This window comes from Cupriavidus sp. HE11, from assembly GCF_056097175.1.
This window is the reverse complement of sequence record NZ_CP184464.1, coordinates 2,465,549-2,480,767: the sequence shown is the minus strand read 5'-3', so window position 1 is coordinate 2,480,767 and position 15,219 is coordinate 2,465,549. Positions and strand designations below refer to the sequence as shown.

The window sequence follows — 15,219 nt, the reverse complement described above, 5'->3', positions numbered from 1 at the left end:
GTGCCCTGATGCCCCCAGGTAAACCACTGAGACCGGCACCATGAAGAAGGTATTTGTCAAAACGTACGGCTGCCAGATGAACGAGTACGACTCGGACAAGATGGTGGACGTGCTGAACGCCACGCAGGGCATGGAGCCCACGGACAACGTCGAGGACGCCGACGTGATCCTGTTCAACACCTGCTCGATCCGCGAGAAGGCCCAGGAGAAGGTGTTCTCCGAACTGGGCCGCATGAAGGCGCTCAAGGCCGCCAAGCCCGACCTGGTGATCGGCGTGGGCGGTTGCGTTGCCAGCCAGGAAGGCGCGGCCATCGTGTCGCGCGCCCCGTACGTCGACGTCGTGTTCGGCCCGCAGACGCTGCACCGCCTGCCCGACCTGATCAACCGCCGCCAGTCCACCGGCCTGTCGCAGGTCGACATCTCGTTCCCGGAAATCGAAAAGTTCGACCACCTGCCGCCGGCGCGCGTGGATGGCCCGAGCGCCTTCGTGTCGATCATGGAAGGCTGCTCCAAGTACTGCAGCTACTGCGTGGTGCCCTACACGCGCGGCGAGGAAGTATCGCGTCCGTTCGAGGACGTGCTGGCCGAAGTGGCCGGCCTGGCCGAGCAGGGCGTGCGCGAGGTGACGCTGCTGGGCCAGAACGTGAACGCCTACCGCGGCACGATGGGCGGCACCAGCGAGATCGCCGACTTCGCGCTGCTGATCGAATATGTGGCCGAGATTCCCGGCATCGAGCGTATCCGCTACACCACCAGCCATCCGAAGGAATTCACCTCGCGCCTGGTGGAACTGTACGAACGCTGCGACAAGCTCGTGAACCACCTGCACCTGCCCGTGCAGCATGCGTCGGATCGCGTGCTGATGGCGATGAAGCGCGGCTACAGCGTGCTGGAGTACAAGAGCATCATCCGGCGCCTGCGCACCATCCGCCCGGACATGTCGATGTCGTCGGACTTCATCATCGGCTTCCCTGGCGAGACCGACGCCGACTTCGACAAGCTGATGGCGATGGTCCACGAGATCGGCTACGACACGTCGTTCTCGTTCATCTTCAGCCCGCGCCCCGGCACGCCGGCCGCGAACCTGCACGACGACACGCCGCATGACGTGAAGCTGCGCCGCCTGCAGATCCTGCAGGCCGCAATTGAAGAAAATGTGGTGCGGATCAGCCAGGGCATGGTTGGCACGGTGCAGCGCATCCTGGTGGAAGGCCCGGCCCGCAAGGACCCGAACGAACTGCACGGCCGCACCGAGAACAACCGGGTGGTCAACTTTGCGCTGCCGGGCATCCCCCAGGCCCAGCGCGACCGCATGGTCGGCCAGATGGTCGACGTGAACATCACGCAGGCGTTCCCGCACTCGCTGCGCGGTGAAATCGTCGTGCGCCAATAAGCCTTTATGAAGATTCCGACAGCAGAATTTGTCGCCCCCAAGGACGACAACACGCGCCTGCAGAACCTGTGCGGGCCGCTGGATGAAAACCTGCGCCAGATCGAACAGGCGCTGGACGTGACGATCCAGCGCCGCGGCCATCGCATGACGGTGCGTGGCGAGCGCGCGCAGGACGCAGCGCTGGCGCTGGAGCGCTTCTACAACAACGCCAGGGTCACGCTGTCGATCGACGACGTGCAGCTTGGGCTGGTGGAATCGCGCCAGATCGCCGCGCACGGCGCCTACCTGCCCGGCAACGAAAACGACGCCGGGTCACCCGATCCTGACGACGATTCGCCGGTGCTGCACACGCGCCGTGCCGGCCTGCAGGGCCGTACGGCCACGCAGCGCGAGTACCTGCGGCACATCCTGTCGCACGACCTGACGCTTGGTGTCGGGCCAGCCGGTACCGGCAAGACCTATCTGGCGGTGGCCTGCGCCGTGGACGCGCTGGAGCGCGATGCCGTCAAGCGCATCGTACTGACGCGCCCGGCCGTGGAAGCCGGCGAGCGGCTCGGCTTCCTGCCGGGCGACCTGGCCCAGAAGGTAGACCCGTACCTGCGTCCGTTGTACGACGCGCTGTACGACCTGCTGGGCTTCGATCGCACGCAGAAGATGTTCGAGCGCCAGATGATCGAGATCGCGCCGCTGGCCTACATGCGCGGCCGCACGCTGAACCACGCCTTCATCATCCTGGACGAAGCCCAGAACACCACGCCGGAACAGATGAAGATGTTCCTGACGCGGATCGGCTTCGGCTCGAAGGCCGTGATCACCGGCGACACCACGCAGATCGACCTGCCGCGCGGCCAGAAGAGCGGCCTGGTGGAGGCGCAGCACGTGCTGCGCGAGGTGCGCGGCGTCGCTTTCACACGCTTTTCCAGCATCGACGTGGTGCGCCATCCGCTGGTGGCACGCATCGTCGATGCCTACGACGAATATCACGCCCAGCACAAGGACGCCTGATCTTGACCAAGAAGTCTCCCGCAACAAAGACGCCCGACGCCACGCGCGTTGTCCTGTTCGATGCCGACGGCCGCGCCCGCAAGGCGTCGGCCCACGCGCTGCGCATCCAGCTGGCCGACGGCCGCAGCCTGACGCTGGACCTGTCGCAGGCCAACGACGGCGTAGTGGCGCTGCTGGCCGAACACACCGACCCGCGCCAGCAGGCCGGCCTGCTGGTGCGCCCCGACAACGGCGACGCGCTGTCGGTGGCCGTGACCGCCACGCCGATCGTCACCACCACGGGCACGCCGGCCACGCCGGCCGAGGTGGAACTCGACATCCAGTTCGGCGACGGCACGCGCAAGCGCAAGGGCGTACCGACCCGCAGGCAGATCGAAAAATGCGTGAAGTCGGCCCTGTATGACGATGCCGCGCTGACCATCCGTTTTGTCGACGAGGAAGAAGGCCGCGCGCTGAACCGCACCTATCGCGGCAAGGACTACGCGACCAATGTCCTGACATTTGCCTACGCCGAGACGGCCGACGACCCGGTCAGCGGCGACATCGTGCTGTGCTGCCCGGTGGTGGAAGCCGAGGCAAAGCAGCAGAAGAAGCCGCTGGAGGCGCACTATGCGCACCTGATCGTCCACGGTGTGCTGCACGCGCAAGGCTACGAGCACGAGGACGACGCCGAGGCCGAGGAAATGGAGGCCATCGAGACCGAAACGCTGCAGGCGCTGGGCTTCAGCGACCCGTACCAGCCTGTGCGCGAATAAGCACAAAAGGCTGACACCCGTGATGCCGGCGCCATTGCAATGCTGGCGTCACGGGGGCTGCAAGCCTTTTAGTGTATGCTTCAGACGATCTCCACCACGCGCTAGCCGCGACATGAACGACCCCTATCCCAGTTCGAAGCCTGCCAGCTTCAGGCAGCAGGATCGGCCCCGATCCCTTCTCGAACGTCTTTCGGATTTCATTTCCCCCGAGCCGGACACCCGCGCCGAACTGCTGGAAGTGCTGCAGGACGCGCATGAGCGCAACCTGATCGACGCCGATTCGCTCTCGATGATCGAGGGTGTGTTCCAGGTGTCGGAACTGACGGCGCGCGACATCATGGTGCCCCGCGCCCAGATGGATGCGGTCAACATCGCGGATACGCCAGAAGCGTTCATCCCCTACATGCAGCAGACCGCGCACTCGCGCTTTCCGGTGTATGAGGGCAATCGCGACAACATCATCGGCATCCTGCTGGCCAAGGATCTGCTGCGCTACTACACCGACGAGAGCTTCGACCTGCGCGAGACATTGCGCCCGGCCGTGTTCATTCCGGAGTCGAAGCGGCTGAACATCCTGCTGCGCGAATTTCGTATCAATCGCAACCATATTGCGATCGTTGTCGACGAGTACGGCGGCGTAGCCGGGCTGGTCACGATCGAGGACGTGCTGGAACAGATCGTTGGCGACATCGAGGACGAGTTCGACCTGGACGAAGACCAGGACATGATCCTGCCCACCACGGACGGCGCCTGGCGCGTGCGCGGCCTGACCGAGATCGAGCAGTTCAACGAGGCGTTCGGCACGGCATTCCCGAACGATGACGTCGATACGGTGGGCGGCCTGCTGACCAACCACGTGGGCCATGTCCCGCATCGCGGCGAGATCATCACCTTGCCGCCGATCCGTTTCGAAGTGCTGCGCGCCGACGCGCGCCAGGTGCATCTGCTGCAGGTACACCGCGAGGCTCCGGCCGACACCAACGGCGTGGCCGACGCATGAAGCGCGCCGGCACGCCCGACGCCGTGGGTACCCGCCGCGCCGATCCGCTGATCGGCGCCGGTCCAACCTCCCCCTCTTCCGCACCGGCTGGCGCCCAGCGCGCATCGCGCCAGGGTGTGCTGTTCCGGCTGCTGATCGCCGCAGCGCTGGGCGTGGCCCATACGCAGGCGTTTGCGCCGCATGACTGGTGGTGGCTGCAGATCCTGTCGCTGGCCGGGCTGGTGGCGCTGGTCGCCGATACCGCGCGCCCGCGTGCGGCGGCCGCCACGGCCTACGCCTTCGGCATGGGCTGGTTCCTGTCCGGCATCTGGTGGCTCTATATCAGCATGCACGTCTACGGCGAGATGCCGGCGTGGATGGCCGCGCTGGCCGTAGTGCTGTTCGGGGCGTACCTGTCGCTATGGCCGGCGCTGGCCGCCGGCGTCTGGCACTGGCTGACCCGGCGCGGCCAAGGCGGCATCCTGTCCGCGCTGGCGTTCGCCGCCGCGTGGGCCCTGTCGGAATGGCTGCGCGGCGTGGTGTTCACCGGTTTCCCGTGGCTGGGCAGCGGCTATCCCCATACCGACGGCCCGCTGTCGGGCTTCGCGCCGCTCATCGGTGTTTATGGCATTACGTTCCTGGCAGCGGCATCGGCGGCATTGCTGGTCGTTGCCGTGCGCGCCGCACTGCGCCGCGCCGCGCCGGGGGCTGCACGTGTCGCCGCCTGGTCGGCCGGGCTGGTGGCCGTCACGCTCGGCGGCGGGATGGCGCTGGCGCCAGTTGCGTACACCACCCCGATCGGCAAGCCCGTCAGCGTGCGCCTGCTGCAGGGCAACGTGGCGCAGGACATCAAGTTCGAGCCGGTAGGCATCCAGCGCTCGCTGCAACTGTACCGCGACATGATCACGGCGGCGCCGGCCGACCTCGTCGTCACGCCAGAAACCGCGTTCCCGGTGATTCTGCAGGACCTGCCGCTGGATATCGCCAGGGATGTGCGCACCTATATGGAGAAGACCGGCACGACGGTCGTCTTTGGTGCGGCGGGCGCCGATTCGCCGGTGGACTTCACCAACAGCGTGTTTGCGATCGGGCCCGAGCTGGAGGCGCTCTACCGCTACAACAAGCACCATCTGGTGCCGTTCGGCGAATTCATCCCGTTCGGCTTCCACTGGTTCGTCAACATGATGAAGATGCCGCTGGGCGACTTCCGGCGCGGCACGCTGGACCAGCCGGCAGTGCCGGTGCGAGGCATCCATGTGGCGCCCAATATCTGCTACGAGGATCTGTTCGGCGAGGAAATCGCCGCCACGCTGCGGCAGCAGGCCACGCCCGCCAATCTGCTGGCGAACGTCACAAACCTGGCCTGGTTCGGAGACACCATCGCGCTGGACCAGCACCTGCAGATCTCGCGCATGCGGGCGCTGGAAATGCGCCGGCCCATGCTGCGCGCGACCAATACCGGCATGACCGCCGTGGTCCGGCCGGACGGCACGGTGCAGGCGAAGCTGCCGACGTTCGAGGTGGGTACGCTGACGGCGGACGTGCAGGGCATGCAGGGCCTGACGCCGTATATCCGCTGGGGCAACGTGCCGGCACTGGCCGGCAGCGTGCTCGTGTTGTTGCTGGCGCTGCGGGGGCGGCGCCGCTTGCTGGATTAACCGACCAGCGAGGTCGCCATCGAGACGGCGGCGGCGGCCACCATCACGGCGATGGCGACGATATAAGGTTTGCGAGACAGCAGCGACATGACCAATCCCCTTGAAGTTGTTATTTCGAGCCCGCATCGCGTTATCGGTCCGCCGGGCTGAAAGCTGACGCTTCCGGCCCCGGCAGGCCCGCAATCCGGCCTGGCGGCCATCTGGTTTGTGATTCGGTGACCGCGTGCTTTTACTGTATACAAAAACGGTATCGGCACCTATCGGACAGTTCTGAAACCCGTGTCAGGATTTACCCGACCCGTTGCGCCGGCCCGACACCCGCTGCATGCACGATTCGTGCCCTGCGATACCGTTTTCCTGCCGGTTCCCGGCTGAGACAGGCCAAAAACCCGATAGAATCCAAGGTTTGGCAAACCCGGCGCGAGACGGTTCGCGCACTTGCCCGCCAGCTTTCCATTTCGTCTTCCTATGCTGACCTTCCAACAAATGATTCTGACCCTGCAGGCCTACTGGGACCGGCAGGGTTGCGCATTGCTGCAACCGATCGATCTGGAGGTCGGCGCCGGTACGTCCCACGTGCACACGTTCCTGCGCGCGATCGGCCCCGAGCCGTGGCGCGCCGCCTACGTGCAGCCGTCGCGCCGGCCCAAGGACGGCCGCTACGGCGAGAACCCGAACCGCCTGCAGCACTACTACCAGTACCAGGTGGTACTGAAGCCGGCGCCCGAGAACATCCTGGAGCTGTATCTGGGCTCGCTGGAAGCGCTGGGCCTGGACCTGAAGCAGAACGACATCCGCTTCGTCGAGGACGACTGGGAAAATCCGACGCTCGGCGCCTGGGGCCTGGGCTGGGAAGTCTGGCTCAACGGCATGGAAGTCACGCAGTTCACGTACTTCCAGCAGGTGGGCGGCATCGACTGCAAGCCGATTACCGGCGAAATCACCTACGGCATCGAACGCCTGGCGATGTACCTGCAGAAGGTGGAAAACGTCTACGACCTGGTCTGGACCGAGTGGGAAGAGAACGGCGAGACGCGACGCCTGACCTACGGTGACGTCTACCACCAGAACGAGGTGGAGCAGTCCACCTACAACTTCGAGCACAGCAACACCGACATCCTGTTCCGCCACTTTGCCGAGCACGAGGGCGAGGCCCGCCGCCTCATGGGCGATGCCGGCGAGAAAAACGAAGACGGCACGCCGAAGCTGACCGACACCCGCCTGGCGCTGCCGGCGTACGAACAGGTGCTGAAGGCCGCACATACGTTCAACCTGCTGGATGCGCGCGGTGCCATTTCGGTGACCGAGCGCGCCGCCTATATCGGCCGTATCCGCAACCTGTCGCGCATGGTCGCGCAGGCCTACTACGATTCGCGCGAGGCGCTGGGCTTCCCGATGTGCAACAACGGGGCCCGCGCATGACGGCCCGCGTGCGCGGCGCGCTGGCACTGATGGCGTTTGCCGTGCCGGTTGTGCTGTCGCCTGCCGGCAGCGCGTTTGCCGCCGCGCGGACGTCACCCGTGCCGTCGCCCCAGGCGCTGTACCTGCCGTCCGACCTGACCAATATCTGCGAGGCGGATACCCAGACGCTGCAGCAGGCCATCACGCGGCACTGGCGCCCGTCGCTGTCGTCGATCGACCAGTGGACGCAGCTGGTGCGTTCGTTCTCGTGCGACCTGTCCGGGTCGCGCGACCTCGGCTGGCACCGCGTGCCGCTGCGCGCCTACGAGAGCGCCATCCGCTACCCGCTGCAGTGGGTCGAATGGGAGGAAAACGGCGGGCGTTCGCGTCGCACGGTGCGGACCTACTATTCCGCCGCGCAACTGCCCGCGAAGATCGATTTCTGGGTGGGCGGGCGCATCGACGAGATCCGCTACGACCGTCGGGCCCATCGCATCGACGCGCGTTTCCCGGCCGCAGGCACCCGCGGCGCTTCCGGCGTGGCCGTGCAATGCGCCTACACCACGCTGCAATTCCGCCAGCAGAACGGCCTGTGGCTGCTGTCTGGCGTGGAACCCAATCTCGCGCCGCGCTGCTGATGCGCGCGCCCATACCTGTTGGATAGATTCATGTCGCAACCCATGACCGATTCGCTGCTGATCGAACTGTTCACCGAAGAACTGCCGCCGAAGGCGCTGGCCCGCCTGGGCGAAGCCTTCGCACAGGGGCTGTTCGATGGCCTCGGCGCACGCGATCTGCTCGAAGCCGGCGCCGCCGTGACGCCCTTTGCCACGCCGCGCCGCCTGGCCGCCCTGGTAACCGGCGTGCGCCGCACCGCGCCGGATCGCGAACAGCGCGAAAAGGTGCTGCCGCTGACCGTGGCGCTTGACGCCAACGGCGCCCCGACCGCCCCGCTGTCCAAGAAGCTGGCCGCCCTGGCAAAGTCGGTAGGCGTGGCCGAGATCGACTGGCAAACGTTGGAGCGTGCCTCGGATGGCAAGGCCGATGCGTTCTTCTACCGCTACACGGCCAAGGGCGCCGCGCTGGCCGACGGCCTGCAGGCCGCGCTGGACGACACCCTGGGCAAGCTGCCGATTCCGAAGCTGATGAGCTACCAGCGCCCGGACGGCACCACGGTGCATTTCGTGCGCCCGGCGCACAGCCTGATCGCGCTTTACGGCGCAGAAATCGTGCCGGTGTCCGTGCTCGGCCTGCCTGCCAGCAACATCACACAGGGCCACCGCTTCCTGTCGCAGGGCACCATCGAGATTCCGCACGCTGGCGAATACGCGGGCCTGCTGGAATCGCGCGGCCGCGTGATCGCCAGCTATGCCGACCGCCGCGAGCGCATCCGCACCACCCTGCTCAAGGAAGCCGGCGCCGACCAGGTGATCATGCCCGAGTCGCTGCTGGACGAGGTGAATTCGCTGGTCGAGTGGCCCGTGGTCTATCCGTGCCACTTCGAGGAAGCCTTCCTCGCCGTGCCGCAGGAATGCCTGATCCTGACGATGCAGACCAACCAGAAGTACTTTGCGCTGACCGACGCCGCCGGCCACCTGCGCAACCGCTTCCTGATCGTCTCGAACCTGGCCACCGACACGCCGCAGTCGATCATCTCGGGCAACGAGCGCGTGGTGCGCCCGCGCCTGGCCGATGCCAAGTTCTTCTTCGACCAGGACCGCAAGAAGACGCTGGCATCGCGCGTGCCGCAGCTTGCCAACGTGGTCTATCACAACAAGATCGGCAGCCAGCTGGACCGCGTGCAGCGTCTGCAGCAGATTGCCGGCCACATTGCCGACGCGATGAATGCCGCCGGCGCGCCGGCCGACAAGGCTGCCGCGATGCGCGGCGCCGAGCTGGCAAAGGCCGACCTGCTGACCGACATGGTGGGCGAGTTCCCCGAGCTGCAGGGCACCATGGGCACGTACTACGCGCGCCATGACGACGAGGCCGAAGACGTGGCGCTGGCCTGCTCCGAGCACTACCGCCCGCGCTTTGCCGGCGACGCGCTGCCCGAAGGCAACGTCAGCACCGCCGTGGCGCTGGCCGACAAGCTCGAAACGCTGGTGGGCATCTGGGGCATCGGCCTGCAGCCCACGGGCGAGAAGGACCCGTTCGCGCTGCGCCGCCACGCGCTGGGCATCCTGCGCATGCTGATCGAAAAGCCGCTGGCGGTGTCGATCGACACGCTGCTGGGCCTGACCGAACAGGCGTTCGCGGGCATTGCCACCGTGAAGCCGGCCCGCGAGGCGATCTCCGACTTCCTGTACGACCGCGTGCGCGGCTACCTGAAGGACAAGGGCTACACCACGAACGAGGTGGAAGCCGTGGTGAGCCTGCGTCCGCAAAGCCTGCACGACATCCTGGCCCGCATGGAAGCCGTGCGTACGTTTGCCGCGCTGCCCGAGGCCGAGGCGCTGGCCGCCGCGAACAAGCGCATCACGAACATCCTGAAGAAAACCGACGAGGCCATCGGCTCCGTCGACACGGCGCTGTTCCAGGAAGCTGCCGAAGGCGCGCTGTTCGAAGCCATCGAACGCGTGCGCCCGGGCGTGGAAGCCGCCTTTGCGGGTGGCGATTTCACCGCCGCGCTGCGCGACCTGGCCCAGCTGCGCGACGCCGTCGACCGCTTCTTCAACGACGTGATGGTGATGGCCGACGACGCGAAGCTGCGCGCCAACCGCCTGGCGCTGCTGTCCACGCTGCACGGCCTGGCCAATCGCGTGGCAGACATTTCGAAGCTGGCCGCCTAAGCTGTCTACAAGCCGCCCCGGAGCCGCCATGCCACAGTCCCTGCCGAAGTTCGTCATCCTCGACCGCGATGGCGTGGTCAACCTGGACAGCGACCACTTCATCAAGACCCCCGACGAGTGGGTGCCGATCGCCGGCAGCCTCGAGGCCATCGCCATGCTGAACCAGGCTGGCTATCGCGTCGTCATTGCCAGCAACCAGTCGGGCATCGGCCGGGGGCTGTTCGAGATGAGCGCGCTCAACGCGATGCACGAGAAGATGTACAAGGCGCTGGCTGCGCTGGGCGGCCGCGTGGAGGCCGTGTTCTTCTGTCCGCATACCGCCGCCGACAACTGCGACTGCCGCAAGCCGAAGTCGGGCCTGTACGAGCAGATCGGCGAGCGCTTTGGCGTGGAACTGCGCAACGTGCCCACCGTGGGCGATTCGCTGCGCGACCTCGAAGCCGGCGTGGCCGTGGGCTGCGTGCCGCACCTGGTGCGCTCCGGCAAGGGCCTGCGCACGCTGGACAAGGGCGGCCTGCCCGCCGGCACGCGTGTCCATGACGACCTGGCCGCGTTCGCGCGCTGGCTGGTTGCCGAAGGGGCGCACAAGACCCCTGCCCCGGCGGCCCACGCGGCGCAGCCCGCTCCCTGAGGCACCGTCCGCCCCCTGAATCTCGCCCCCATCGATGACCTTTATCCGCTCCTTGCTGTTCGCGCTGTACCTGGTGGTGCTGACCCCGCCCTACGCGTGCATGTGTTTCATCGTCTTCCCGTTCATGAACGCGGAAAACCGCTTCCGCTTCGTGCGCGGCTGGCCGCTCCTGGTGATCTGGGCCGCGCGCCTGATCTGCGGCATCCAGTACCGCATCGAAGGCATGGAGAAGATGCTGGCGATGCTGGACAAGCCCGTGGTGCTGCTGTCCAAGCACCAGTCGGCCTGGGAAACCGTGGCCTATGTGGCGCTGATGCCCAAGCCGCTGTGCTTCGTCTTCAAGCGTGAACTGCTGTTCGTGCCGTTCTTCGGCTGGGCGCTGGGCATGCTCAAGATGGTCCACATCAACCGCAAGGACGGCACCCGGGCGTTTGCCTCGGCCGCGAGACAGGGCCGGGAGCGGCTCAACGAGGGCGCCTGGATCATCATGTTCCCCGAAGGTACGCGCACCCCGTCCGGCAAGGAAAACCCGCGCTACAAGAGCGGCGGCGCCCGCCTGGCCGTGGAGACCGGTGCCTGGGTCTTTCCGATGGCGGTCAACTCGGGCCGCGTCTGGCCGCGCAATTCGTTCATGAAATATCCGGGCATGATCACGATCTCGATCGGCGACGCGATTCCGTCGGCCAACAAGACCGCCGACGTGCTGAACCAGGAAGTGGAAACCTGGATCGAGGCCGAGATGCGCCGTATCGATCCGGAAAGCTACCGCCGCGCAAGGAGCCAGGCCACCGCATGAAGCTGCTGCGTCCCACCGCCGACCCCAACGCGCAACTGGAGCTGCCGCTGGCCGACTTCACGCCGCCCGTCCAGTCGCTGCAGCATAACCTGCTCGCGCCGGCGCCCGACGCGCAGCCGGGGACCGAGCGGGCCGTGGACCGAGCCGGTGACGTATGGCCGCCGGTGCTGCCGAACGGCCGCGTGCTGCAGGTGGGCGAACGGACGCTGCACTATTCGCTCAAGCGCTCGTCGCGCCGGACCATCGGGTTCACGGTGGATGACCGCGGGCTGTCGATCACGGCGCCGCGCTGGGTGACGCTGGTCGATATCGAGTCGGCCATCCTGGAAAAACAGCGCTGGATCTTCACCAAGCTTGGCGAATGGCGCCACCGCGAGTCGCGCCGCGTACTGCCCACGGTGCAGTGGCGTGACGGTGCCGAGTTGCCATTCCTGGGCCAGCCGGTCACGCTGCGGCTGGAATCCCCGGCCGGCGTGCTGTGTTTCGATGCCGATACCCGCGTGCTGCATCTGGCGCTGCCGGGCCACGCCGAAGAGCAGCAGATCAAGGACCGCGTGCAGGGCTGGCTGCAGAACCAGGCCCGCCGGCTGCTGGCCGAACGGCTCGATGTCTACGCGTCCAAGCTCGGCGTGCGCCATACCGGATTTGCGCTGACCTCGGCCGCCACGCGCTGGGGCAGCTGCACCGCCGACGGCAAGATCCGGCTCAACTGGCGCCTGATGCACTTCCCGCTGTCGATGATCGACTACGTGGCCGCACACGAGCTGGCGCACCTGAAGGAAATGAACCACAGCCCGCGTTTCTGGGAAACCGTGGAATCGATCTTCCCCGAGTTCCGCGACGCACGCGCCCGGTTGCGCGCGCATCCGCCCGAACTGCTGCCAACGTTCTGACGCACCGGCGGCCCACCGTGGCCCCGGCTCACCAGGCATAGTGCGCACCCAGCCGCAGCGCGTATTGCCGGTACCCCTGGCTGCCCCACTGCCCGCCCACATTCCCCCAACTGCTCCAGCCGCGTGCCAGCCTGGCATCGATCCCAAGCTTGAGCTCGTAGCGGTCGCGCGGGAACAGCTGCCCGAGCACGGTCTCGCCGAACTTTACCGATGTACTGGCCTGGTCATGCCACCAGTTCAGCGTGGCGTAGGGCTGCATCCGCCCGCCATCGTCGCGGTCCAGCGTTTGGAAGATCCGTATGCCGAACCGGGTCACCACACCATTGGTGTCGCCACCACCGATCTGCGTGCCGCCGGGCTCGGTCAGGCTGACCCCGCGATGCCGCAACCATGCCACCTGCGCCTGCGGCTCGACGCGCCATGACGACGCGGCCAGCGGCAGGGCCCAGCCACTTTCGAGCGACACATTCCACGCCTGGCCGTGATAGCCGACCTTGGGCAACTGGTCGCCACGCACATTGCTGTCGAACCAGGCGTACTGGAACCAGGTGTCGACATAAGGCCCGAGGTCCGAAGCCGCCTGGCCGAACCAGGTGGCGTACATGCCCGCGCCATAGCCGTTCACCTCGCCCTGGGCCCGGGCCGTGTTGCCCGCAGCCAGGCCATCGTTCCGCACGTTGCCGTAGCCGAACATCGCGCCCAGATGCAGGCGGTCGGCCGTGCCAAACAGCGACCCGCGCGCGAAGTCGCCACCGCCGTGCAGGATCACCGTATCGCCACGGGCGCTGTAGTCGTTGCTGCGGCTGCCGCTTTCGGCGGTCTTGCCCACCAGCCGCAACCATCCGGCAGGTGCCGACGAAAACGGCAACTCGCCCATGCGGTCATGCAAGCTATGCAGGAACAGGCTGGCCGCCGCTTGCTCGTTGGCGATGTAGGCGGGCACTTCGGGCCGGTACATCGGCCTGGAGGGGGTCGGGGGAACGGGCGGCCCAGGCAGTTGCCGGGACCTCAGGTACCAATTGCCGTCAGCGGCATCGTGCAGGCTACCGCGATAGAGCTTGTACTCGTACGGCCCCGCCACCGCACGCCCAGCCAGCACGAAGGTACCATCCGGCGCGCTGCCGCCGCCGGTCATCACGATCACCGGAATGCCCTGGTCCGTCAGGGCGCCTTTCCCGCCCGCATTGACGATGCGCAGTGCCGTGGTGCCGGTCACGCTTCCGGTATCGATCACGAGGCGATCCGACGGCGAGCCGTCGCCGTTCAGCGCTGCGGTCATCGTCAATGTTCCGCCCTCGCTGTGATAGCGCTGCAGCGTCAGTGTATGAAAGACCCTGTCGGTGGGCACCATGAATGAAACCGTGCTGCCAAGGTTGTCCAGCCGCATCAGATTCGAGTCGCCGGTGATCCACCATGCCGAGCCATCACGGAGCGTCAGCGTTGCTGCGGCCGCGCTGCCGTCGGCGGCCGGTGCCGCACGCACGGCACCTCGCAGGTAGGTGGCGCTTGCATCGACATCCACGCGAAAAGCAGTGGCGCCGCTGTCGATTGCCAGCAGCAATGGCCCGGTGACCCTGCTGCTGGCAAGCCCAATGCTTGCGGGGCCGCTGGCAACCCGGATGGCGGCCCCCTGGGGCGCCGAGAGCGTGCTCGCGGTCACGGTGGTAGTTTGCAGTGCGCCCGTTCCCTCGTCGGACAAGGCCAGCCCGCTGCCGTCGACGCCCGTGCCGGTCGCACTGCCGTTGGCAAATGCAAGGTGTCCGCCCTGCTCGACCTGCAACGCGGATGTTCCAGCGCCTGCGGCCACCACCGCCGTCCCGTCCGCCTTGATCGTGCTGCCCAGCCCCTGCACCGACAGTCCGGCAGACCGGGCTTGCGACGTCGTTACCCTGCCGCCGCGCAGCGCGATGGTGCCGCCGTCGAGCGCGCGGACACCGATGGCCGCCTGCCCTGTCGTTTCGATGTTCGTATTGTCCGCCTGAACGCTCGTCGTGCCTTGCGCAAAGATGCCGAACGACGCCGTGCCCTGCGTGGCGATATCGACGTTACGCAGCACAACCGTGCCCCGGCCCTCCGCCGACCCGGAGCCGAACGACGCCTGACCCGTCGTACGAATGGAGATCCGGCTTCCCTGCCCATCCACGACGACATTCGACACTCCCGACGTGAGCGCCACGCCGGGCGCAACGTCTCCGGTGGTGAGAATGGTGCTATGGCCCAGCAGCGTGATCATGCCAGCCGCCAGGCCCAGCCCGGCCGCCTCGGCCCCATGCGTGACGATGGACGTATCGTGCAGCATCACCACGCCGCCAAAGTCGGCAAACACGGCATGGGCGCGCTCGCCGGACGTCACGATGTTGACTTGCCCGGAGATGCTGGCCAGCCCGAATGCGTGTACGCCATTCGAGTGCGCGCCGCGCATCGTCAGCGTGCTGCCCGGTGCCTCGAAATGGATGGCACCATTGGATTCCGCATACGCGCCGGTCGAGTTGCCGCCCTCGGAATGCAGCGATACCGGCCCGATGACCGTGATCGAGCCGCCGTTGGCGGCATGAAAGACCGACGCATAGCCGGCGGTGCCGGTGTCGAACGTGCCCCCGGCAACGGTGCCGCTGCAGTTGTCTGCCATATAGAACGTCGCGGTCGGCGACGGTGGCACGCAGTCCGCAGCGTGGCCGGCGGACGCACCGAGCGCCATTGCCGACGCACACGCCAGGGTGCCGCAGGTACTGCCCCGGAAGCATCGCGTCATACAGTTTCCTCTCTGTCAGGGAAAGCCTGTCGCGCGACCTTCGGCGCTGCCGCGCCGTGTTTGACCGGCGTAGGCATTCATGCAGCTGTCGAAGCATTGAAGACTCTAGCAACTGCCCGGCGTCCACATGGGCGCCGTCGATGTGAAATTTTCTTTGCTGCGTG

Annotated in this window: 12 protein-coding genes; 11 read left to right on the top strand and 1 reads right to left on the bottom strand. The window is 66.8% G+C overall.

Annotation, left to right across the window (positions count from 1 at the left end; translation table 11 throughout):
- Positions 1-40 precede the first annotated feature (40 nt).
- From miaB to ACOABP_RS11470, 11 genes are all read left to right on the top strand, one after another.
- The gene (miaB, locus tag ACOABP_RS11520; RefSeq protein WP_474225102.1) at positions 41-1,393 is read left to right on the top strand and encodes a tRNA (N6-isopentenyl adenosine(37)-C2)-methylthiotransferase MiaB; all 1,353 of its coding nucleotides are present in this window, start codon (positions 41-43) and stop codon (positions 1,391-1,393) included.
- A 6-nt stretch (positions 1,394-1,399) separates the two neighbouring features.
- On the top strand, positions 1,400-2,398 hold the full coding sequence (locus ACOABP_RS11515) for a PhoH family protein (RefSeq protein WP_474225101.1): 999 nt from the start codon (positions 1,400-1,402) through the stop codon (positions 2,396-2,398).
- Complete coding sequence (gene ybeY / locus ACOABP_RS11510; protein WP_474227819.1) at positions 2,398-3,153, top strand: rRNA maturation RNase YbeY; 756 nt, start codon at positions 2,398-2,400, stop codon at positions 3,151-3,153. The genes ACOABP_RS11515 and ybeY overlap by 1 nt, the downstream gene beginning before the upstream one ends.
- Positions 3,154-3,265: 112 nt before the next feature.
- Positions 3,266-4,153: an HlyC/CorC family transporter gene (locus ACOABP_RS11505; protein WP_474225100.1), complete on the top strand. Its 888-nt coding sequence runs from the start codon at positions 3,266-3,268 to the stop codon at positions 4,151-4,153.
- Positions 4,150-5,790 carry an apolipoprotein N-acyltransferase gene (gene lnt, locus ACOABP_RS11500; protein ID WP_474225099.1) on the top strand — a complete coding sequence of 547 codons (1,641 nt, stop codon included), beginning with the start codon at positions 4,150-4,152 and terminating at the stop codon, positions 5,788-5,790. Before ACOABP_RS11505 ends, lnt begins: the two co-directional genes overlap by 4 nt.
- Before the next feature lie 468 nt (positions 5,791-6,258).
- On the top strand, positions 6,259-7,212 hold the full coding sequence (glyQ, locus tag ACOABP_RS11495; protein WP_066739453.1) for a glycine--tRNA ligase subunit alpha: 954 nt from the start codon (positions 6,259-6,261) through the stop codon (positions 7,210-7,212).
- Positions 7,209-7,829 (top strand): hypothetical protein, encoded by a 621-nt coding sequence (locus ACOABP_RS11490; RefSeq protein ID WP_474225098.1) that lies wholly within the window; start codon positions 7,209-7,211, stop codon positions 7,827-7,829. The genes glyQ and ACOABP_RS11490 overlap by 4 nt, the downstream gene beginning before the upstream one ends.
- Positions 7,830-7,859: 30 nt before the next feature.
- On the top strand, positions 7,860-9,983 hold the full coding sequence (gene glyS / locus ACOABP_RS11485; RefSeq protein WP_474225097.1) for a glycine--tRNA ligase subunit beta: 2,124 nt from the start codon (positions 7,860-7,862) through the stop codon (positions 9,981-9,983).
- 28 nt (positions 9,984-10,011) lie between these two features.
- Positions 10,012-10,614, top strand: coding sequence for a D-glycero-beta-D-manno-heptose 1,7-bisphosphate 7-phosphatase (gene gmhB / locus ACOABP_RS11480; protein WP_474225096.1), 603 nt, complete (start codon positions 10,012-10,014; stop codon positions 10,612-10,614).
- Between the two features lie 34 nt (positions 10,615-10,648).
- Complete coding sequence (locus tag ACOABP_RS11475; protein ID WP_474225094.1) at positions 10,649-11,410, top strand: lysophospholipid acyltransferase family protein; 762 nt, start codon at positions 10,649-10,651, stop codon at positions 11,408-11,410.
- Positions 11,407-12,303, top strand: coding sequence for a M48 family metallopeptidase (locus ACOABP_RS11470; RefSeq protein WP_474225093.1), 897 nt, complete (start codon positions 11,407-11,409; stop codon positions 12,301-12,303). Before ACOABP_RS11475 ends, ACOABP_RS11470 begins: the two co-directional genes overlap by 4 nt.
- Before the next feature lie 28 nt (positions 12,304-12,331).
- On the opposite strand, the gene ACOABP_RS11465 is transcribed toward ACOABP_RS11470, so the two are convergent.
- A complete protein-coding gene (locus tag ACOABP_RS11465; RefSeq protein WP_474225092.1) occupies positions 12,332-15,055 on the bottom strand; it encodes an autotransporter family protein in 2,724 nt (907 codons plus the stop codon).
- Positions 15,056-15,219 lie beyond the last annotated feature (164 nt).